The organism is Qipengyuania aquimaris, from assembly GCF_020171965.1.
GTDB lineage: Bacteria > Pseudomonadota > Alphaproteobacteria > Sphingomonadales > Sphingomonadaceae > Qipengyuania > Qipengyuania aquimaris_A.
In genome coordinates, this window is the sequence record NZ_JAIUZK010000001.1 from 386,784 (window position 1) to 407,340 (window position 20,557).

Genomic DNA, 20,557 nt, shown 5'->3' on the forward strand with positions numbered 1-20,557 from the left:
GGCCATGCGCTGCACTTGCTTTCTTGGCAAGAGAGCAATTGATGATAGCTTGGCAAGCGATGACGCAAACGGCGCAACCTCAACCGGGGGACGACAAGGTCCTGGCCGGCTATCGCAAGAGCATCGACAACATCGATGCCGCTATCGTCCACATGCTCGCGGAACGCTTTCGCATCACGCAGGCGGTCGGGGAATACAAGGCGAAGGTCACGCTGCCGCCGGCCGATCCGAACCGCGAGAAAGAGCAGATCGCACGCCTGCGCCGCCTGGCAGAGGAAAGCGAGCTAGACCCCGAATTCAGCGAAAAATTCCTGCGCTTCATCATCGACGAGGTCATTCGCCACCACGAACGGGCGCGCGAGAAATGATCCTAGCAGCCGCCGCGCTGGCATTGGGAGCGGGAATGGCCGGACCTGAACAATCGCAACCGCCCTCCATCCGCCTCGCGCCTGCAAAGCCGATGTCGGACGAAGAAAAGAAGCTGGTCGAACGCTACCAAAAAGAGATGGAGCGTCGCAGGAAAGCAGGCGACATAGTCGGCGCGATGATACTGACGAGACCGCGCTCGGAACGCGCGGTACTCTGTTCCGCGCTGGCCGAACCGTTCAGGATGGGCGCGCAGGAGACCAACGACGCAGCGCTTAGGGAGCAGCGCATCGCAGAGGCGCAGGTCTACGCCGAAAAGGCGGAAACGCTGGCTCAGCAGCATGCACCGGACATGCCCGTCGAGCGGCGCATCGCACTCAAGCGCGAAGGCATTCAGATGTTCGGCATCATGACCATGCAGGCAGGTACTATGATGACTGAAAAGGACATCAAGACCTATGGCGATGACGGTATAGTCTATATTTTCGCGAAACGGGTCGGTGCGCGCTGCCTCGAACTTGTCGAGGACGATCCCTTTACCCCGCCCGAGGCAGGCTGAGCTTTACCAGCAGCCCGCCGAGATCCTCGCTTTCGTCGAGTTCGACCGAGCCGCCGTAGATTTCCGCCACGTCCCGCACGATTGCGAGGCCGAGGCCGGTGCCAGGCTTGCCCGTGTCCAGCCGCGCGCCGCGGTCGAAAATGCGGGCACGTTCGCTTTCGGGAATGCCGGTGCCGTCATCCTCGACCCAGATGATGCATTGTTCCTCTTCTCGCTCGGCATCGATGGTCACAAACACACTGCCGCCACCGTACTTCGCCGCGTTCTCGATGAGGTTGCCGAGGATTTCGTCGAGGTCCTGCCGCTCGATCGAGACGGCGGCCAGCTTGTTTCCGTCAAGGTCGAAGCGGGTGTTCTCATAGATCCGTGTGACGGCGCGGAGCACGCTTTCGGCGCTGGGCCAGACATCGGCGCGCGCATGGCCGCTCGCCCGCCGCCCGACCGCCCTCGCCCGCGCAAGGTGGTGCTCGACATGGCGCTGCATGGTCTTGGTCTCGCGGCACACGAGGTCGGACAGCTTGGGATCGTGCGCGGTGGCGGCATTGGTGAGGACGGTCAGCGGGGTCTTGAGCGCATGGGCGAGATTGCCCGCGTGCATGCGCGCCTCTTCCGCCTGCTTTTCGCTATGGGCGAGCAAGCCGTTGATCTCTTCCACCAGCGGCTCGACTTCCAGCGGCAGCGGCTCCGTAATCCTGTTTGCCCCTTCCGAGCGCATGGACTGGATCGCGGCGCGCACACGGCGCAGCGGCGACAGGCCGTAGTAGCTTTGCAGGATCGCCATGATCAGCAGGCCCAGGCCAAGCGCGGCGAAGCTCCAGATCAGGATCGAACGGATCCGGGCGATCTGGAAATCGAGTTCCTCGCGCGCCGAGGCGACGGTGAAGGTCCACACCACATCGCTGTCGGGCAGTTCGACATTGCGCTCCACAACCCGCAGCGGCTCGCCATCGAACTGGTATGAGTCGTAAAAATGCGGGTCGTTGTCGCGATGCGATCCATCGACCGTCAGGGTGCGGTCCCACAGGCTGCGGCTGGGGAAGGTCTCGCGACCTTCGCCGCTGATTTGCCAGTAGACGCCGCTGTAGGGTTCGAGAAAGCGCTGGTCGCCGAGCGAGCGGTAAGTCCAGACCTCGCCATTGTTGTCGATCTCTGCGGAGGAGATCAGCGCGGTCAGCACGTATTCCAGCTGGTTGTCGAAATTGTTCTGCACCAGCCGCGTCAGCGTGCGGTCCAGCGCGAAGCCCCCGCCGACCAGCAACAGGCCGATCCAGACGGCCGCGATGACCATCATGCGCTTGGCAAGGCTGCGCTGCGGCGGCTTGCCTTCGGGCAGTGTCACGGGTTCGGCGGGCGGCGCAGACGCGTCACCGGGCGGAATGTCCGCCGCGCGACGCGCCTCGCCAGCCGGAGTATCCTCAGGCTCGGGGCGCGTCAGCGGGGTCGTCGAGGCTGTACCCAAGTCCACGGATAGTCGTGATTACCTCTGCACCCAGCTTCTTGCGGATGCGCGTAACGAAGACCTCGATCGTGTTGGAATCGCGGTCGAAATCCTGATCGTAGATGTGCTCGATCAGTTCGGTGCGGCTGACTACCTTGCCCTTGTGGTGCATGAGGTAGCTCAGCAGCTTGTATTCCTGCGCGGTCAGCTTGACCGGCTCGCCAGCGAGCGTCACGCGGCCTGAACGGGTGTCCAGGCGCACCTGTCCTGCTGTCAGTTCGCTGGAGGTATTGCCGGACGCACGGCGGATGAGCGCGCGAAGGCGGGCGATCAGCTCTTCGGTCTGGAACGGCTTGGCGAGGTAATCGTCGGCTCCAGCATCGAGCCCCGCCACCTTGTCCGACCAGCTGTCGCGAGCGGTAAGCACGAGGACAGGGAACTTGCGCCCTTCCTTGCGCCACATCCCAAGCACGGTCAGCCCGTCGATTTCGGGCAGGCCGAGATCGAGAATGACTGCATCGTAATCTTCGGTCGAACCGAGGAAATGCCCGTCTTCGCCATCGGTCGACAAATCGACCGCATAGCCATTCTGCTCGAGAGTGCTCTTGAGCTGCTGGCCGAGCGTGGGTTCGTCCTCGACAATCAGGATCCGCATGAATTTCCGTCCTTGTTATCTGCGTAATGCGTGTCGTTCATGTAGATGAACGCGTCAAGATGAACGGAGTTTCTTGTGCCCGGTGCCGGACCGCTCAGCGGCTGCGGCGCAGGACGCGGCCAGTGCGTGCATCGACGTCGACGAACTTCACCTTGCCGTTCTTGATGAACTTCAGGCGGTAGGCCATCGCGGTCGAGTCGTAGTCGAAACCGAGGTATTCCGCGTCGCCCATCGAGGGAACGATGCGATTTTCGATTTCACGGGCGCGCATGATATTGCCTGCCCGCATTTCCTTGCGCGCTTCGCCCTGGTCGGTGCGACGCTGCGCCTCTGCCGGGGTCGCCAGCAGCGGACCGGCGACGAGACCGAAAGCGAGGAAGGATGCAAGCAGGCGTTTCATGATGCTGTAGTGACTACTCCCGAGCCATTGAACAAGTCGTGAATGTGGACGTTCACAATGGTTCAGCGGGTCATCTCGTATTTGACCGTCACGTTGACGCCAGTGCTCACAAGGCCGGGCTGGACGGGCGCCGACTGGTCGGCAGCGGCTTCCAAGGAGGCTGTACGCACGACCGGATAGGGGCCGGGCGAGCGACCGGTGATCGTCTCGTTCACCTCCAGCAGGCGAATTCCGGTAAAGCCGGCAAGCTGCGCGTATTCCAGGGCCTGTTCGCGGCCACGCTGCATCGCCGTGGCCCTTGCCCGTGCCTTTGCTTCGGTATCGTTTTCGAGGCTGAAGCGCGGCCCGTCGAGATTGGTTGCGCCTGCCAACACCAGCGCATCAAGCACTTCGCCGGTCTCGTCGATATCGCGCAGTTTCACGCTGACCCGATTCATTGCCTGGTACCCGCGGAACACCTGCCGCTGCTGGCGCTGGTCGTAATCGTAGCGCGCATTCAGGTTGATGCCCGAGGTCTGGATATCCCGCTCCGCCACGCCCAGCGCCTTTACCCGCTCGATCACCTTGCGCATCTCGACCGAATTCTGCCGCAGGGCTTCCACTGCGGTCGGTGCATCGGTCACCACGCCTGCGCCGACATTGACGATGTCGGGTTCGGCCTCGATCTGCTCTGTAATGCTCAGTTCCACGACGGGGCCGGTGGCGGAGATCTGGACTTCGGCGGCCTGTGCGGTTCCGGCCATGGCGAGCGCTGCGAGAGCTGGGACGGTGTGGCGGATCATGGCGTAACTCCTTTTGTTGAGACGCGTTTTTCGGTTCCCCACCTTTACCAATGGCTGAACGCCGAGGTTCCCTTCTTTTCATCTTCGCCCGATGGCGGTAGCGCATGCGCAGGATCAGGGGGACCGGAATGCGGCTTGGAAAATATCTCATCGCGATGGCGGCTGCGGCCATGGCAAGCGGGCTGTCGGCGCAGATGGAGCCGGTGCCCGATATCCAGCCGGGCGAAGCGGAAGGGCCATACGGGACGCTGATCGTTTCCGGGGCGACCATGATCGAAGGATCGGGCGCGCCGCCGATGGGGCCGGTCGATATCGTCATCGAGGGCAATCGTATCGCAGCAATCCATGGCGGCGGTGCTCCTGCCGACGTGCGTGCTGCTGCCGATCGTGTGATCGACGCCGCCGGGATGACCGTCATGCCCGGCTTCGTGGACACGCACGGCCACAATGGCGATCCGTCCAAGGCAGCCCAGCCGTCCTACGGCTATCGCCTCTGGCTTGCGCATGGCGTGACCAGCGTGCGCGGGGTGAGCTTCTATTTCGGACCCGGCCAGCCCGATCTTACCGACCGCCAGCGCAGCGAGGCGAATGCAATCGTCGCTCCGCGCCTGTTCCCCTATGCGGTCTTCGGCGACAAGTGGGGCCGCCCCGCCCCCACAACACCTGCCGGAGCACGCGAATGGGTGCGCTGGGCCAAGGCGCGGGGTTTCTGGGGGATCAAGTTCTTCAATTCCGCGATGCCCGACGTGCTCGGCGCGGCGCTGGACGAGGCTGAGAAGCAGGGCCTCGGCACGGTCGCCCATCTCGCCCAGCCGGGCGTGCAGCGGGTGAATGCGCGCAGGGCGGTCGAACTGGGCCTCGACGGGATCACGCACTTTTACGGTCACTTCGAAAGCCTGCTCGGTGACAACGCCCTTCCGCGCTATCCGCAGGGCTACAATTATTTCGACGAGCAATCGCGTTTCGGCTGGGTCGCCCGCCTCGCCGACCAGGTCGTCGATCCGCATAGCGAGGAATGGGACGCCTATATCGACTTCCTTATCGAAAGCGGTGTCACGCTCAGCCCTACCTTCAACATCTATTCCGCCAGCCGCGATGTCATGGCTGCGAAAAACCGCGACTGGCATGCACGCTACAGCCTTCCCTCGCTGATGGATTTCTATGCGCCGAGCGCCACCAACCACGGCAGCTATTATAAGGACTGGAGCACGGAGGACGAGGTCGCCTGGCGCAAGTTCTATCGCTACTGGTTCGACCTGACGGCAGAATTCCACCGCCGCGGCGGGCGCGTCACCGCGGGTAGCGATCCGGGCTATATCTACCAGACCTGGGGCTTCGCCTATATCGGCGAACTTGAGATGCTGCGCGAGGCGGGACTTTCCCCGCTAGAGGTCATCCGCGCTGCAACCACGGCGGGCGCGCAGGAAATTTACGATCCGCGCGGTGAAGAGGCGCCGATGGGCACGATCCAGGTGGGTAAGCTCGCCGATCTGGTGATCGTGCCGGGCAATCCGCTCGACAATCTCAAGCTGCTCTACGGCACCGGCCACACGAAGCTGAACCGCGAGAGCGGCGCTATCGAGCAGGTCGGCGGCGTGCGCTGGACGATCAAGGACGGCGTGATCTACGACGCGCCGAAACTGCTCGAAAGCGTCGCTGCGATGGTGGAAATGCAGAAAGGTTCGCGCGAAGCCGCCCAGTAGGCGCTTGCAGCTTGGGGGCGGCGCGACTACCTCGCGCTGCGTTATGGCACAGCCCCCCATCCTCAGCCTCGAAGGCATGGCCCTGCAACAGGGCGGCAAGTGGCTGTTCGGCGGGCCGGATCACGACCCGCTCGACCTGCATATCGGCCCGCGCGACCGGTTGGCGTTGATCGGCCGCAACGGGGTCGGCAAAACCACGCTATTCCGCATGATCGACGGGCAGCTGGAAACCGATGCCGGGACGCGCAAGATCAAGCCCGGCACGCGCATCGTCCTCCTTGAACAGGACCCCGATCTTTCTGGCCACTCCACGCTGATGGATTGGGCGCTCGACGGTGCTCACGCACCGCAGGAGCACGAGGTAGAGGCGATCGCCGGCCAGCTCGGCATCGATATGAGCCGTGCAACCAAGGGCGCCAGCGGCGGCGAGAAACGCCGCGCCGCCATTGCCCGCGCGCTGGCGCAGGATCCCGACCTGCTGCTGATGGACGAGCCGACGAACCATCTCGATCTCGCGGCCATCGAATTCCTCGAAGGCTGGCTCGACCGCTATCGCGGCGCGTTCCTGGTCATCAGCCACGACCGCACCTTCCTCAAGCGCCTGACCCGCGCGACCATCTGGCTCGACCGCGGCAATCTGCGCCGCAAGGAAGTCGGCTTCGGCGGGTACGAAGCCTGGGAAGAACAGGTCTACGCCGAAGAAGCCCGCGCAGCGGAAAAGCTCGATGCGAAACTGAAGCTCGAAGCGCACTGGCTGGAACGCGGCGTCACCGCGCGTCGCAAGCGCAACCAGGGCCGCCTTGAGAAGCTATGGCAGATGCGCGCCCAGCGTGCCTCGATGATTGCCAGCGCAGGCACCGCCAAGCTGAAACTGGCGACGGAGGAAGACTTCAAGTCGAAGTCGGTCATCGTGGCGGAAGGCATCACCAAGTCCTTTGGCGAGCGCACGATTATCAAGCCGTTCAACCTTCGCATCCAGCGCGGCGACCGCATCGGCATCGTCGGCTCGAACGGCGCGGGCAAGACGACGCTGCTGAAAATGCTGACCGGCGAACTGGAACCCGACAGCGGCACGGTGGAAATCGCCAAGACCCTGACCGGCGTGATGATCGACCAACAACGCCAGTTGCTCACCGACGACAAGACCGTACGCCAGGTGCTGGCCGAAGGCGGCGACTGGATCGACGTGCGCGGCAACCGCAAGCACGTGCAGGGCTATCTCAAGGAATTCCTGTTCGATCCCAAGATCGTGGACATGAAGGTTGCTGTCCTGTCCGGCGGCGAACGTTCGAGACTGCTTCTGGCGCGCGAATTCGCCAAGGCATCGAACCTCCTCGTACTGGACGAACCAACCAACGATCTCGACCTCGAAACCCTGGACCTCTTGCAGGAAGTCATCGCCGATTACGAAGGCACCGTGCTGATCGTCAGCCACGATCGCGACTTCCTCGATCGCACCGTCACGATCACCCTCGGCCTCGACGGGACGGGCAAGGTCGATATCGTGGCCGGCGGCTACGAGGATTGGGAAAAGAAGCGCCGCGCCCCTGTCGAGCGTAAGGAAAAGCGACAGGACAAGCCCGCGGCGAAGCCTGCCGATCAAGCCAGGGCGAAGCCGACCAAGCTGTCCTACAAGGACCAGCGCGACCTGGAACTGCTGCCTTCACGCATAGAGGAACTGGAAGCAGCCATCGCCAAGGGCGAGTCGATACTGTCCGACCCCGATCTCTACACCAAGGATCCCAAGAAATTCGCCACGATCAGCGAAGGGATCGAGAACGCCCGGACCGAGAAGGACGCAGCCGAAGAACGCTGGCTGATGCTGGCGGAAATGGCAGAGGCCCTTTGAGCGCAGAGGCGCTTGCATCACGGATCGCAGCTTGCCAGCTGTGCGAAAAGCACCTGCCCCACGGCGTGCGTCCCGTCGCCAGCTTCTCGCCCGGGGCACGCCTCCTTATCATCGGCCAGGCGCCCGGATCGAAAGTCCATGAAAGCGGCATTCCATGGGACGATGCGAGCGGTGACCGGCTGCGCGAATGGACTGGCCTCACCAAGGAGCAGATGTACGATCCAGAGCAGGTTGCGCTCGTCCCGATGGGTTTCTGCTATCCGGGCAAAGCCAGCGGTGGAGACAAGCCACCGCGGCGCGAATGTGCGCCCCAATGGCATGGAAGCGTGCTCGAGATACTTCCCGAGGACCGGCTCACACTGCTCGTCGGAACCTACGCGCAAAACTACTACCTGCCGCAGACACGCAAGCTGTCGATGACCGAGCGGGTTCGATCCTTCGAAGACTACCTGCCGGACTTTCTACCCCTGCCCCACCCAGCATGGCGCTCCACATTATGGATGCGGCAGAACCCGTGGTTCCAAGAGCAGGTCCTGCCGCGGCTGCGCCACTTGGTCGCTCAGCGGATCCGATAGAAATCAGCCACCCGGTCCAGCGCAAGACGCAGGACCAGCTTCCCGCTCCTTGCGGGCCAGCCGAGGCCCTTCTCGGCATGGGACAGGCTCTCGCAATTGCAGACGACATGCCACAGGACATCCTTCAGGCCGCTGCCTGCCTGCGCCATCGCACCGTCGAAGCGTGCGCGTGCCGCCAACTGGCGCTCACCCGGCGTCATGCCGTCACCGCCTCCGCCGTCCACGCGTACCGGGTCCCAACGCATAGTGATCCCCGGCGCAACCTGCGCACGCTCATAGTCGGACCGCAGCTGCTCGCCCGCATCGAACAGGCGATCATCGATATGCCCGCGCGCATGAAGCCATGATAGCGGCGACTCGGCCAAATTCACCGTAACGGTTCGCTTCTTGCCTTTTGCAGAGCCTTTTGCGCGAGGCCCTTCTTCGGTGAGTTCCCTCTCGCTTAGTTCCCTTCGCATACCCGATCTCCTTGCCTTTGGAGAGATCGCTTGCATATTTTCGGTTAGTGTAGGAAAGTCGAAAAACCATTCCGGTTACTGGAGAAGGTGGTTGATCAACCGTATCCGCGACATCCGCAAGCAGAAGGGCTGGACGCTGGCCGATCTGGCAGAGGCTTGCGACCCGCCCACCACGCCGCAGACCGTCGGTCGGCTCGAGACCGGAATGCGGAACTTGTCACTTAAATGGATGGAACGGATTGCTGATGCCTTGAGCGTAGAGCCGGAAGTGCTCGTCCGCTCCGAAAAAGCCGCCCATCCGCAAGTCGTCGCAAGTCTCGGCAAGGATGGGCCAGAGGCGCTGGAGACAACCCGCGACGCATTGCTCGCGACCGATCTGGGATCGGACGGCGCCCTGATGGTCCTGACCATCGACTATCCGCATGGGGAATACCGTCCTGGGGACCAGCTGTGGCTCCGCCAGATCGATCCGGAAGATGCCGGACGCGCGGTGAACCGCGACGTGCTCGTCCCGCGCAAGGCCGGGCGCTTCTCCTTCGGCCGGTTGATCGATCGGCAGGGCAGCCTCGTGGGTATCCTGCCCCCGGGCCACGGAGAAAAGCAGCAGGTGGTCGACAGCCCGCCATGGATCGGTGTCGCCGAAATGCTGGTCCGCCGGCTGTGAGCTCTGGCAAAGCACGGCGGGCCCTAGTCCTGTCGACATTGTGGCCCAACGCATCGGCGCCGAGGTTCGGCACATTCGTCGCACGCTCGATCGAGGCACTCGCAAACCATACCGACTGGGAACCTGTCGTCATCAACCCCATCGGCCTGCCACCCCTGGCGCTTGGACGATATCGCGAGGCGAAGGAGGCCGCCGTCGATGGGGTGGAAAACGGTGTTGTCGTCCATCGACCGACATTTCGCCTCCTTCCCAAGGTGGGCGGTCGTCTCAATCCCCGCCTGATCGCCAAGGCCGTAATGCCTCTGGGAAAAAGACTGCACGAAGAGCAGCCGTTCGACCTGGTCGACGCGCAGTTTTTCTATCCGGACGGGCCAGCCGCTGCCCGCATCGCAGCTGAGCTCAGCCTTCCCCTCTCGATCAAGGCGCGGGGGGCGGATATCCATTACTGGGGCGGCCGCAGCTATGGCGCACACGCGCTGAAGACTGCTGCCCAGCAGGCTGCCGGTCTGCTCAGCGTCTCGGAGGCATTGGCGGACGACATGGCTGCGCTGGGCATGGACCGCGCTAAAATCGCGATCCATCGCACGGGGCTAGACCGCGACCGGTTCCGGCCGCTCGGCCACACCCAGTTGCGCAATCGCCTCGGCAACGAACTCGGCATCGAGATCGGCGAAAACGACCAGCTTATCGCCACCGTCGGGGCGCTCATCGAACGCAAGGGGCAGGCGCTGGTAATAAAGGCTCTGACGGACCTGCCTGACGCCCGCCTGCTGCTGGTCGGCAAGGGAGAAGTCGAAGCGAGCCTACGCGCCCTTGCAAGATCGGAGGGCGTGGCCGATCGCGTCCACTTCCTCGGCAGCGTGGATCACGACCTGTTGCCGATCATCCTGTCCGCCGCCGATGTTATGGCCCTGCCCTCTGCCAGCGAAGGGCTGGCCAATGCGTGGATCGAGGCACTGGCCTGCGGTACGCCCCTCGTCATCACCGACGCAGGCGGTGCGCGCGAAGTGGTGAATACGCCAGCCGCAGGTGTCATCGTCGCCCGGCGAACCGACGCCGTGCGCGAAGGCATCAGGCTGGTCATGCAAAACAGGCGGCCACCCCTGGAGGTAGCCGCCTGTGTCGATGTTTATAGCTGGGTGGCCAACGGCAAGGCGCTAGGCGCGCATTACGATCGCCTCGTCGAGGGTTAGACCTCGCCCCGTGCAACGCGTTCCTGCTTATCGGCGACCGTCTCTTCGGGGACGAAGCTGTCCGAGTTGACGCCCATCCAGATGAGCAGCGGCGAGGCCATGTAGACCGAGCTGTATGTACCCACGAAGAGGCCGAGCGTGATCGCAGCGGTAAGGCCGAAAAGGCTCGCCGGGCCGATCAGCAGCAGCGGCAGCAGCGCCACCAGCAGCGTCAGCGAGGTCATGACGGTACGCGCCAGGGTTTCGTTGACCGAGAGGTCGAGCAGCTCTGGCACCGGCATCTTGCGGTACTTTTTCAGGTTTTCGCGGATGCGGTCGTAGACGACGATCGTATCGTTCAGGGAGTAACCGATGATGGCCAGGATAGCCGCGATGATCTGCAGGCTGAACTCCAGTTGGAACAGCGCAAACATCCCCAGGGTCAGACTGACGTCGTGGAACAACGCGAACAACGCACCAACGCCGAATTGCCATTCGAAGCGGATCCAGATGTAGAGCGCCACGGCCAGCATGGCGGCCACCAGCGCAAACACGGCATCCTCGCGGAATTCACCCGATACCTTGCCGGACACGTTGTCGTTCCCGTCGAGGCGGAAGTCGGGGTAATTGCCCTGCAACTCGTCCACCACCGCATTGGCGGCGGCCTGCGCAGCGTCCTTGTCGGCAGCGACCTCGTCGGGCAGGCGAACGCGGATCGAAACCTGGTTGTCCTCGCCAAAGCGCTGGACGACGGGCGAGCCGTAGCCCAGCCCTTCCACGTCGTCGCGCAGCTGCGCCACAGGGGCCTCGCTGCGTTCGGTGAAGGTCGCCCGCACTTCGAGACCGCCGGCGAAGTCGACGCCGTAGTTGAGGCCCTTGGTCGCCACGAGCGCCCAGCTCGCCGCGATCAGCAGGATGCTGACCACGAAGAAGGGCACGCGCCACTTGAGGAACTTGATGTTGGTGTCGTCGGGGACGAGCTTGAGAAGTTTCATCGTCCGTTTCCTCAAAGATTGATGTCGGATGGGCGCGCCTTGCGCAGCCATCCGGCGACCCACATGCGGGTCAGCGGCAGGGCGGTGAAGACGCTGGTGAACAGGCCAACGACGAGGACCACGGCAAAGCCTTTGATCGGTCCGGAGCCGAAGCTGAACAGCAGGACGCCTGCGATGAAGTTGGTGATGTTCGCGTCATAAATGGCGCGGCTGGCTTCCTTGTAACCGTTCTCCACCGCCGCAATGACGCGCCTCCCGCGTTTTCGCTCCTCGCGAATGCGTTCGTTGATCAGCACGTTGGCGTCGACCGCCGCGCCGATGGTCAGCACGAAGCCCGCGATACCCGGCAGGGTCAGCGTCATGTTGAGCGCCGCCATGATCCCGAGCAGCATGAGCACGTTGATGACCAGCGCCACCGTCGCATAGATGCCGAACCGACCGTAGGTCACGATCATCAGGCCCATGACCAGGAGCGTGCCGATCACGATGGCGATCATGCCCTGCTTGATAGAATCTGCGCCGAGGTCAGGACCGACCGTGCGTTCTTCCACCACGCTGAGATCGACCGGGAGCGCGCCGGAGCGCAGCTGGATCGCCAGGTTGTTCGCGCTTTCGACAGTGAACCCGCCGGATATCTGCGACTGGCCGTTCTGGATCGGCTCGCGCATGACGGGAGCGGAAATAACTTCCCCGTCGAGGATGATAGCGAACTGGCGTCCCGTGTTTTGCGTCGTCATCCGCGCAAAGCGGCGACCGCCGTCGGGATTGAAAGTGATCGAAACGACCGGCTCGTTGGTCTGCGCGTCGAAATTCTGCTGCGCGCCGGTGAGCGTTTCGCCGTCGATGCCGCCGATGCGCTGGACGACGACCCCGTTGGGGAAGCCCTCGCCCTCGGCATAGGGATAGACTTCGCCGCCTGCCACGAAACCGCGCGCCACTTCCTCGGCGCTGGCCTGGCGTTCGACGAGCTTGAATTCCAGCTTGGCAGTCTTGCCGAGCAGTTCCTTGAGCTGTTCGGGATCCTGCAGACCGGGCACCTGCACCACGATGCGGGTGTCGCCCTGGCGAAGGATCGTCGGCTCACGCGTGCCGAGGCCGTCGATACGAATACCGACGGTGCGCAGCGCACCTTCCATTGCCCCGTCGACCGCATTGTCGAGGCCGGCAGCGGTCTGGGTCAGCACGAAGCGCTGCCCGTCGACGACCTGCAGGTCCCATTCGCGGACCGGGCCAGTGCCGTTCATGATGTCTTCGATTTCGGCCCGCGCGCGGTCCACGTCGGCGATATCATCGAGCAGGAAGCTGAGCTGGCCGTCCGCGGTCGAAACATCACCGATGCGGATACGGGGCTCTGCGCGGCGCATGGCGTTGCGCACGCTTTCTTCCAGGTCTTCCAGACGCATGGCGGCCACTTCGTCCCGCTCGGCTTCGAGGAGGATGTGGCTACCGCCGGCAAGGTCGAGACCGAGGTTTACGACCGGGTCGGGAAGCTGATCGGGCCAATCGAGATTGGCGAGCGAGAACAGGGAAGGCAGCGACAGGAGCATGCCGATGACGGCGATGCCCCACAGGAACGCTTTCCTCCAGGTTGGAAAATCGAGCATGTCTGCTGTGTGCCTCTTACCGGATCAGTCGTTGGCGGGCTTGGCGGTGGTGCCGGACAGCACTTCGCCAATGGTGTTGCGCACGGCGCGGACCTTCATGCCCTTGGACAGTTCGACTTCGACGAACTGGTCTTCGACCTTGGTGATCTTGCCTACGAGGCCGCCTGCCGTCACGACCTCGTCACCGCGCTTCAGACCGGCGATCTTTTCCTGGTGCGCTTTCTGCTGGCGCATCTGCGGGCGGATCATCAGGAACCAGAAGATGGCGAAAATCGCGACCCACGGAAGAATCTGCAGCCAGACCGGCGGCTGGGCTGCGGCGGAGCCGGCGGCGGCGAGAAGGTCGATCATGAAGGAAAAGCCTGTATCCGTTGATGCTGTTGTTCGTGCGAGATGGGACCGGTTGCGGAGCAATCAAGCTTCCGGCCGAAAGCCCCCTCGCCAAGAGCGCGCGCAGTTAGCAGGAACGCGATTGCAGGGCAATGAATTGCCGCAGCTTGGCGCTTGCCATGCACAGAACTCCCCCCTATAGGGCCGCCTCCACTGGTATCGGGACGTGGCGCAGTCTGGTAGCGCACTATACTGGGGGTGTAGGGGTCGCTGGTTCGAATCCAGTCGTCCCGACCAGTGGATCACACCGGAAAATTTGGATTTATGTGGGCCCGACCGGGATCAGCCCGGGCTGATCGCGCGGTCGCCGCCGAGTGCTGCGATCAGGCCGGTCGCATAAAAAGCGACCAGTACGCCGACGATAGCGGTGGGAGATTTCCCGGCCTCGGCAAACCCCGCACCGCAGCCGGCATCATCGGCCCAGTCGAGCCAGTCCTGCCAGGAATAGAGCTCGTCATCTTCGACATCGCGATAGGTCTTGCCGACATAGTGCCAGTCTTCAGGCGCATTGCCATCTTCCAGCCATTGGGCATATTCCGGCTCGATCCGGTCGCAATCCCACAGTTCGGGAATGTCGAGCGCGCCATCGGCGGTCGAAGGGATCGGATCTGCCGGTTGCGCGACGGCACCGCCGGCGACCAGCGCCAGCACGCCTGCAGTTGCAGCAATATGCGAAATGACCCGTTTCATCCGATGCTCCGCATCTCTTTCGACGGTGCCTGCTTTAACTCACTTGCCCTTGCGATACAATGAAGCGCGCAAGGCTGTGCCGGTCCGTTTCCTACATGTTCCCATTTGGTTATCCAATTGCTTTTGGAGGAACCAAATATGGCAATCATCGAATCGCTTATCGGACCTATCGCCTCGATCATCGACAAGATCATTCCCGACAAGGAAGCGCGCGCCAAGGCAAAGCTTGAGCTTCTGGCGCTGGAAGGGACGCACGAACTCAAATCCATCGAAGCCCGCCTCGCCGCCATCGTTGCCGAAGCCAATTCGAAGGACCCATGGACCAGCCGCGCGCGGCCCAGCTTTCTCTATGTCATGTATGCGATGATCCTGTTCGCGCTGCCGATGGGCATCCTTGCAGCCTTCCTGCCGGAAGCGGCGGGGGATATCGGCGACGGCATCACGCGCTACCTGCGCGGGCTTCCGGACGAGCTCTACGCCCTCTTCGGGACCGGCTACCTCGGCTACACGGCTGCGCGCCAGTGGGGCAAGGCGAAGGGAATGGAGAAATAATTCTCCCAGGACCGTGTTCCACATGTTCCACTCTGTCGGAGGCGTGCGGGGGCAATCCAACTATGTCCCTGCGCGCCCGGCTGGGCTACGAGACGCTTCATGAGCACCCTCGTCTACGTCCTCAACGGCCCGAACCTGAACCTTCTCGGCACGCGTGAACCGGAGATCTACGGCTCCGACACGCTCGCCGAAATCGAGGCGGCCCTGCACGAGCAGGCGGAGGGTCTCGGTCTCGCAATCGACTTTCGCCAGACCAATCACGAAGGGCAGCTGGTAGACTGGCTTCACGAGGCGAACAGCGCGGGCGCGAAGGCCGTCCTGCTCAATGCGGCGGCATATACCCACACTTCTGTCGCCCTGCTCGATGCGTGCCGCGCCATCGCGGTTCCGGTCATCGAAGTGCACTTGTCCGATCCCTCGAAACGCGAGGAATTCCGCCATATCTCCTATGTCGGCATGGCCGCTGCCGATTGCGTCCAGGGCCTCGGCGCACGCAGCTATTCCGTAGCGTTGGAGAAGGCGGCCGCGTTGTAACGCATTCGTCACGACCCCTTGTCTTGCACGCCGAGCCAGAGCATAGGCGCGTGCAACAGTTAACAAGGGACCATTCATGGCCGAACGCAAAGGTAGCGCCGGAAAATCCGGTATGAACGTCGACACTTCGCTGGTTCGCGAGCTGGCTGAAATGCTGGGCGACACGGGCCTCACCGAAATCGAGGTGGAGGATGGCGATCGCAAGATCCGCGTATCGCGTGGCGGCGGCGTGGCCATGGCCGCCCCCGCCCCGATGGCAGCTGCGCCTGCGCCCGCAGCCTCCGCTCCGGCACCGGCTCCAGCTCCGGGTAACGATCCTGCCCCGGCTGACGCCGACGTCGCCGGTGCGCTGAAGTCGCCCATGGTCGGCACCGTCTACCTCGCCCCCGAACCGGGCGCAGCCGACTTCGTGAAGGTCGGGGACAGCGTGAAGGAAGGCCAGACCCTCCTGATCGTCGAAGCGATGAAGGTCATGAACCCGATCGCCGCCGACAAGTCGGGCACGGTCAAGGCGATCCTCGTCGAGAATGCCCAGCCCGTCGAATTCGACCAGCCGCTCGTCGTCGTCGGCTGAGGCAGGTCATGACGATTTCGCGTATCCTTATCGCCAATCGCGGCGAAATCGCGCTCCGCATCCATCGCGCCGCGCACGAAATGGGCATCGAGACGGTCGCGGTGCACTCCACCGCCGACGCCGACGCCATGCACGTGCGCCTTGCCGACCATGCGGTCTGCATCGGCCCGCCGAGCGCGACCGACAGCTATCTCAACATCGCCAACATCATCTCGGCCGCCGAAATCGCGCAGGCCGATGCGATCCACCCGGGCTACGGTTTCCTGTCGGAAAACGCCAAGTTCGCCGAGATCGTGGAAGCGCACGACATCAAGTGGATCGGCCCCAAGCCCGAGCACATCCGCACAATGGGCGACAAGGTCGAAGCCAAGCGCACCGCAGGCAAGCTCGGCCTGCCGCTGGTGCCTGGAAGCGACGGCGCTGTTTCCGAGATCGAGGAAGCGCGCGAGATCGCCAGCGAAATCGGCTATCCCGTGATTATCAAGGCCGCCAGCGGTGGCGGCGGGCGCGGGATGAAGGTCTGCGAAAGCGAAGACCAGCTCGAAACGCTGATGCAGCAGGCCGGTAGCGAAGCGAAAGCCGCCTTCGGCGATGCCACGGTCTACATCGAGAAATACCTCGGCAACCCGCGCCACATCGAATTCCAGGTCTTCGGCGATGGCGAAGGCAATGCCATCCACCTTGGCGAGCGCGACTGCTCGCTCCAGCGGCGGCACCAGAAAGTGCTCGAAGAGGCGCCCTCCCCGGTCATCTCGGAAGAAGACCGCATGCGCATGGGCGAGGTCTGCTCCAAGGCCATGCGCGACATGGGCTATCGCGGTGCGGGCACGATCGAGTTCCTGTGGGAGAACGGCGAGTTCTACTTCATCGAGATGAACACCCGCCTGCAGGTCGAACACCCCGTCACCGAGGCGATCACCGGCGTCGACCTGGTACGCGAACAGATCCGCATCGCGGCAGGCAAGCCGCTGTCGGTTGCGCAGGAAGATATCGAGTTCAAGGGACACGCGATCGAGTGCCGCATCAATGCGGAAGACCCGTTCACCTTCGCGCCCAGCCCCGGCAAGGTCACTTATTACCACCCGGCAGGCGGCATGCACGTGCGCGTCGATAGCGGGCTTTATGCCGGCTATTCGATCCCGCCCTATTACGACAGCATGATCGCCAAGCTGATCGTCTACGGCCGCAACCGCGAAGGCTGCATGATGCGCCTCAAGCGCGCGCTTGAGGAAATGGTGGTCGAGGGCGTGAAGACTTCCATCCCGCTTCACCAGGCCCTGCTGGAGCAGGAAGACGTCCAGACGGGCAACTATTCGATCAAGTGGCTGGAGGACTGGCTGAAGGAGCGTGGAGTCTGAAGATCAAACCCTAGGCTCACCTCGCGCGAACCAGCGCATCAGCATTCGCCAATTCACCACTTGGACGAACGCGAAGGCCATCATCGCACCGCCGATGGCGAGCATGATTTCCACCCGACTGCGCGGTCCCGGTGCCACGTCCTGCATCGCAGCGATGCACAGCAGGAGCAACGCGAGTGCGGTAGAGAAAAGCGGATAGCAATAGAGGGCGGTGCGGCGACGGAACATGACCGGGCCGCCGCGCAGCCACACTGGCAGTTTCTTTCGTCTAGGCAACCTGAGGTCGAGCCAGCAAGCATGCCCATATTGCAGCGCTAGGGCTATTATCACCAAGCCAAGCGATCCGAGGAGCGTCACTTCTAGTCTACTCGAAGGTAAAGCCGGCCGCCTTCGCTTCCGCGATGATCTCTTCGCCGGTCATCTTCGGATGCTGTCCGCCGATGCAGGTCCAGCTGGCGGCTTCATCGACGAAAATCTCTTTCTCGATCTTCGCGTCGCTGGCGCTGTCGAACAGGCCGGCCGAAAAGCTGCGGTTGCCGGTGGGGAGGAATTTGAACCACAGGTTCGACCCGCAGGTCTTGCAGAACGCACGCTCGGCCCACTCGCTCGAGCGGTAAACGGCGACGCTATCCTCGCCGTGGATGGTGAATTGCCTGCTTTCCAGCGCGCTATAGAACGCCCCGCCCCAACGGCGGCACATGGTGCACTGGCAAATCTCGATCTCGCCCGAAGCGTCCGCAACTTCGATGCGGACTGCCTTGCAGAGGCAATGACCTTCGACCATCCGATCAGCCGAGCGGGACGCCCGGTTCGCTCTTCGAAGTGCGAATGGTGAGCGAGGTCTTCACGCTGGCCACATTGGGCGCAGGCGTCAGCTTGCTGGTCAGGAATTCCTGGAAGCTCTGCAAGTCCCTGCTGACGATCTTGATGATGAAGTCGATCTCGCCATTGAGCATGTGCACTTCGCGCACTTCGGGCAGATCCATCATCGCCGCTTCGAATTCGCGCAGGGCGTCTTCGGCCTGGCTCTTCAGGCTGACCATGGCGAAAACGGTGATCGAGAAGCCCAGCTTCGACGGGTCGAGTTCGGCATGATAACCGCGAATGACCCCGTCCTCTTCCAACGCGCGCACACGGCGCAGGCACGGGGGCGCGGTCAGGCCGACGCGATGAGCCAGTTCGACATTGGTGATTCTGCCTTCGTCCTGCAGTTCGGAGAGCAGACGACGATCGATTTCGTCGAGATTGGCCATGCGAGTCCTCAATAATTTGATGCGCCATAAAGACGCTGCGCGCTTAAGAAATGTTGAAAAGGCGCAAGCATCGTATTGGCTAACATTATTATCTTTGCCAGCAATCGTCCCGCTTTGCAACGTGTCGGAAACATCTCGTTCATCACGTTTGTTGGAGCGATAGAAGGGACGCGCGCGTAATGGTTACCCGCCTGCAAACCACCTAAGCTTCCGGAGCTTCGATGCATTTTGACGACCGCCTTGCTACTGTTCTGCGCAATCGCGCGGGCGGGGAGCGTGCGGCCAAAACGCAGTTCCGGCAGCTGATCGACCTTCTCGGCGAACGCCCGCAAGCAGGCGACAAGGCCCTGAAAGCAGCAGCTTACCTGCGATTGATCGCATTGGGCGAGATGATTCCCGTCGCCGACCGGGCAGCGATCGTGGGCGAGAACGGATGGCGTTTCCGCAACCCGGAACTGGTCAAATGGTTCGGCGAGGCGCACCCGCACATCGCTGCAGCAGCGCTTTACCGGGCGAATCTCAAGGGCGAGGAATGGGAGGAAATCATCCCCCGCCTGCCGATCCGTGCGCGCGGTTTCCTGCGCCACCGGCGCGATCTTCCCGTTGCGGCAGAGCGCGTTCTCGATGCCCTTGGCGTATCGGACCGCGCCCTTCCGCAGCCTGTACTTGAGCAGTTGGGTGAAGAGGCGGCCATGCCCCCTACCCCGGTCGAAAAACCACAAGGCGCGCCGGAAGATATTTTCGAAGAGCCTACTCCCCTGTCGCTTGGCACGCTCGAAGCGCCCGAAGCTCCTGCCGACGAAAAACCTGCGCCGGAAGATCGGCCGATCGAGCCCGGAAAGGACGGCATTCGCGCGCTCGTCGACCGGATCGAGGCCTTCCAGAAGGTGCGCAGTGAGAGGGTGCTGGACGAAGACAATCCGCGACTTCCGCTGGGCGAAAAAGAAGCTGCACCGCACGCAAGGCCGCTCGACCAGTTTGTGTTCGGCAGCGACACCGACGGACGGATCGACTGGGCCGAAAGCGGCATTGCGCAAATGGTCGTCGGTATCGATATCGCCCATGCAGCCGACGAGCCGGACCAGGCTTCGCGCGCCTTGCGGATGCGACAGCCCCTGTCAGGCCTCGCAATACACCTGAGGGGCGCAGCCCGGATAGAAGGCGACTGGATCGTCGATGCAACCCCGCGCTTCACCCGCTCGGAAGGGCGCTTCTACGGTTACGTAGGCCGCTTCCGCCGCGCCGTTTCGCAGGTCGAGGACCGGCGCGAGGCGGAGGCTGATCGCCTGCGCCAGCTGCTCCACGAACTGCGCACACCGGTCAACGCAATGCAGGGTTATGCCGAAATCATACAGCAGCAGGTTATTGGGCCGGTCCCGCACGAATACCGCGCCATTGCTGCGACGATTGCGGGCGATGCTGCGCACATCCTCGCCGGGTTCGAGGAACTGGACCGGCTGGCCAAGCTGGAGACCGGCTCGCTCGAACTGGAGGCAGGAAATGCCGATTTCGCGGCGATTGCACGCAAGCAGGTGGCGCAGCTGCAACCTGTGTTGAGCCCGCGCGTCGCCCGCTTCGACACCGATCTAGGCGATGGACGCGCGCCGATCTCTTTGTCGGAGTCCGAAGCCGAACGCCTGGCATGGCGACTGCTCGCTACGCTTGCCGGAACGCTGTCGGCGGGGGAAGCGGTTGCCATCAAGATGGAAACCGGTGCGGAGCAGGTAGAGTTTGCCCTTAGCCTGCCCTCCGGCCTGAAGTCGGCCGATGACATTTTTTCGGTCGAAACCCGTGCTAATTCCGGCGCGCTAAGTGCCGGCATATTCGGGGCCGGCTTCTCACTTCGTCTTGCCCGCGCCGAAGCGCGTGCTGCGGGCGGGGAATTGGTCAGGCTGGATGACGCGCTGGTTCTGAGCCTCCCGCTCTTGACCGGTGTGGAGAGCCTGCCTAGCCCTGAAGGGCAGCCGGACAACGCAACCGGTTGAG

Annotated in this window: 24 protein-coding genes and 1 tRNA gene; 13 read left to right on the plus strand and 12 right to left on the minus strand. The window is 63.0% G+C overall.

Annotated features, from left to right (window positions below; genetic code table 11):
• Positions 1-41 precede the first annotated feature (41 nt).
• Positions 42-368 (plus strand): chorismate mutase, encoded by a 327-nt coding sequence (locus LCM24_RS01915; RefSeq protein WP_224802515.1) that lies wholly within the window; start codon positions 42-44, stop codon positions 366-368.
• On the plus strand, positions 365-925 hold the full coding sequence (locus tag LCM24_RS01920) for a hypothetical protein (protein WP_224802516.1): 561 nt from the start codon (positions 365-367) through the stop codon (positions 923-925). The genes LCM24_RS01915 and LCM24_RS01920 overlap by 4 nt, the downstream gene beginning before the upstream one ends.
• Here LCM24_RS01920 and LCM24_RS01925 read toward each other — a convergent pair.
• From LCM24_RS01925 to LCM24_RS01940, 4 genes are all read right to left on the minus strand, one after another.
• A complete protein-coding gene (locus tag LCM24_RS01925; protein WP_224802517.1) occupies positions 903-2,390 on the minus strand; it encodes an ATP-binding protein in 1,488 nt (495 codons plus the stop codon). The two genes, LCM24_RS01920 and LCM24_RS01925, sit on opposite strands and share 23 nt — an antisense overlap.
• Positions 2,341-3,018, minus strand: a complete 678-nt coding sequence (locus LCM24_RS01930; RefSeq protein ID WP_090481318.1) for a response regulator transcription factor — start codon at positions 3,016-3,018, stop codon at positions 2,341-2,343. Before LCM24_RS01930 ends, LCM24_RS01925 begins: the two co-directional genes overlap by 50 nt.
• 94 nt (positions 3,019-3,112) lie before the next feature.
• Positions 3,113-3,418, minus strand: coding sequence for a PepSY domain-containing protein (locus LCM24_RS01935; RefSeq protein WP_100259278.1), 306 nt, complete (start codon positions 3,416-3,418; stop codon positions 3,113-3,115).
• Between the two features lie 62 nt (positions 3,419-3,480).
• Positions 3,481-4,200, minus strand: coding sequence for an SIMPL domain-containing protein (locus LCM24_RS01940; RefSeq protein ID WP_224802518.1), 720 nt, complete (start codon positions 4,198-4,200; stop codon positions 3,481-3,483).
• A 128-nt stretch (positions 4,201-4,328) separates the two neighbouring features.
• Here LCM24_RS01940 and LCM24_RS01945 point away from each other — a divergent pair, with 128 nt between their 5' ends.
• From LCM24_RS01945 to LCM24_RS01955, 3 genes are read left to right on the plus strand one after another with little or no spacing between them, the layout of a single operon-like run.
• Positions 4,329-5,903, plus strand: a complete 1,575-nt coding sequence (locus LCM24_RS01945; protein ID WP_224802519.1) for an amidohydrolase family protein — start codon at positions 4,329-4,331, stop codon at positions 5,901-5,903.
• Between the two features lie 43 nt (positions 5,904-5,946).
• A complete protein-coding gene (locus LCM24_RS01950) occupies positions 5,947-7,752 on the plus strand; it encodes an ABC-F family ATP-binding cassette domain-containing protein (RefSeq protein ID WP_224802520.1) in 1,806 nt (601 codons plus the stop codon).
• On the plus strand, positions 7,749-8,327 hold the full coding sequence (locus LCM24_RS01955) for a uracil-DNA glycosylase family protein (protein ID WP_224802521.1): 579 nt from the start codon (positions 7,749-7,751) through the stop codon (positions 8,325-8,327). The genes LCM24_RS01950 and LCM24_RS01955 overlap by 4 nt, the downstream gene beginning before the upstream one ends.
• Here LCM24_RS01955 and LCM24_RS01960 read toward each other — a convergent pair.
• A complete protein-coding gene (locus tag LCM24_RS01960; protein ID WP_224802522.1) occupies positions 8,312-8,785 on the minus strand; it encodes a DUF6456 domain-containing protein in 474 nt (157 codons plus the stop codon). The two genes, LCM24_RS01955 and LCM24_RS01960, sit on opposite strands and share 16 nt — an antisense overlap.
• Positions 8,786-8,876: 91 nt before the next feature.
• Between LCM24_RS01960 and LCM24_RS01965 the strand changes: the two genes are divergently transcribed.
• Both LCM24_RS01965 and LCM24_RS01970 read left to right on the plus strand, forming a co-directional pair.
• The gene (locus LCM24_RS01965; protein WP_224802523.1) at positions 8,877-9,449 is read left to right on the plus strand and encodes a helix-turn-helix domain-containing protein; all 573 of its coding nucleotides are present in this window, start codon (positions 8,877-8,879) and stop codon (positions 9,447-9,449) included.
• 38 nt (positions 9,450-9,487) lie between these two features.
• Positions 9,488-10,642: a glycosyltransferase gene (locus LCM24_RS01970; RefSeq protein WP_224802524.1), complete on the plus strand. Its 1,155-nt coding sequence runs from the start codon at positions 9,488-9,490 to the stop codon at positions 10,640-10,642.
• Here LCM24_RS01970 and secF read toward each other — a convergent pair.
• From secF to yajC, 3 genes are read right to left on the minus strand one after another with little or no spacing between them, the layout of a single operon-like run.
• The gene (gene secF / locus LCM24_RS01975; protein WP_090481292.1) at positions 10,639-11,616 is read right to left on the minus strand and encodes a protein translocase subunit SecF; all 978 of its coding nucleotides are present in this window, start codon (positions 11,614-11,616) and stop codon (positions 10,639-10,641) included. The genes LCM24_RS01970 and secF overlap by 4 nt on opposite strands.
• Positions 11,617-11,627: 11 nt before the next feature.
• Positions 11,628-13,220 (minus strand): protein translocase subunit SecD, encoded by a 1,593-nt coding sequence (secD, locus tag LCM24_RS01980; protein ID WP_224802525.1) that lies wholly within the window; start codon positions 13,218-13,220, stop codon positions 11,628-11,630.
• Between the two features lie 24 nt (positions 13,221-13,244).
• The gene (gene yajC, locus LCM24_RS01985; RefSeq protein ID WP_090481285.1) at positions 13,245-13,571 is read right to left on the minus strand and encodes a preprotein translocase subunit YajC; all 327 of its coding nucleotides are present in this window, start codon (positions 13,569-13,571) and stop codon (positions 13,245-13,247) included.
• Between the two features lie 199 nt (positions 13,572-13,770).
• Here yajC and LCM24_RS01990 point away from each other — a divergent pair.
• Positions 13,771-13,847 (plus strand) — tRNA-Pro (locus tag LCM24_RS01990).
• Positions 13,848-13,892: 45 nt separating this feature from the next.
• Here the strand turns inward: LCM24_RS01990 and LCM24_RS01995 are convergent.
• Complete coding sequence (locus LCM24_RS01995) at positions 13,893-14,300, minus strand: hypothetical protein (RefSeq protein WP_224802526.1); 408 nt, start codon at positions 14,298-14,300, stop codon at positions 13,893-13,895.
• Between the two features lie 138 nt (positions 14,301-14,438).
• On the opposite strand from LCM24_RS01995, the gene LCM24_RS02000 reads away from it, so the two are divergent.
• The 4 genes from LCM24_RS02000 (at position 14,439) to accC (ending at position 17,318) form a co-directional block, all read left to right on the plus strand.
• Complete coding sequence (locus tag LCM24_RS02000) at positions 14,439-14,852, plus strand: holin family protein (RefSeq protein ID WP_224802527.1); 414 nt, start codon at positions 14,439-14,441, stop codon at positions 14,850-14,852.
• A gap of 99 nt (positions 14,853-14,951) precedes the next feature.
• Entirely contained in the window at positions 14,952-15,386 is a 435-nt protein-coding gene (locus tag LCM24_RS02005) for a type II 3-dehydroquinate dehydratase (protein WP_224802528.1), read from the plus strand.
• 76 nt (positions 15,387-15,462) lie between these two features.
• The gene (gene accB, locus LCM24_RS02010; RefSeq protein ID WP_224802529.1) at positions 15,463-15,960 is read left to right on the plus strand and encodes an acetyl-CoA carboxylase biotin carboxyl carrier protein; all 498 of its coding nucleotides are present in this window, start codon (positions 15,463-15,465) and stop codon (positions 15,958-15,960) included.
• An 8-nt stretch (positions 15,961-15,968) separates the two neighbouring features.
• Positions 15,969-17,318, plus strand: a complete 1,350-nt coding sequence (gene accC, locus LCM24_RS02015; RefSeq protein ID WP_224802530.1) for an acetyl-CoA carboxylase biotin carboxylase subunit — start codon at positions 15,969-15,971, stop codon at positions 17,316-17,318.
• A gap of 3 nt (positions 17,319-17,321) precedes the next feature.
• Here the strand turns inward: accC and LCM24_RS02020 are convergent, their stop codons facing one another.
• From LCM24_RS02020 to LCM24_RS02030, 3 genes are all read right to left on the minus strand, one after another.
• On the minus strand, positions 17,322-17,546 hold the full coding sequence (locus tag LCM24_RS02020; protein ID WP_224802531.1) for a hypothetical protein: 225 nt from the start codon (positions 17,544-17,546) through the stop codon (positions 17,322-17,324).
• 136 nt (positions 17,547-17,682) lie between these two features.
• Complete coding sequence (locus LCM24_RS02025; RefSeq protein ID WP_224802532.1) at positions 17,683-18,102, minus strand: GFA family protein; 420 nt, start codon at positions 18,100-18,102, stop codon at positions 17,683-17,685.
• Positions 18,103-18,106: 4 nt separating this feature from the next.
• Positions 18,107-18,571 (minus strand): Lrp/AsnC family transcriptional regulator, encoded by a 465-nt coding sequence (locus LCM24_RS02030; RefSeq protein ID WP_090481207.1) that lies wholly within the window; start codon positions 18,569-18,571, stop codon positions 18,107-18,109.
• A 221-nt stretch (positions 18,572-18,792) separates the two neighbouring features.
• Between LCM24_RS02030 and LCM24_RS02035 the strand changes: the two genes are divergently transcribed.
• Positions 18,793-20,556: a histidine kinase dimerization/phospho-acceptor domain-containing protein gene (locus LCM24_RS02035; RefSeq protein WP_224802533.1), complete on the plus strand. Its 1,764-nt coding sequence runs from the start codon at positions 18,793-18,795 to the stop codon at positions 20,554-20,556.
• Position 20,557: the final 1 nt, after the last annotated feature.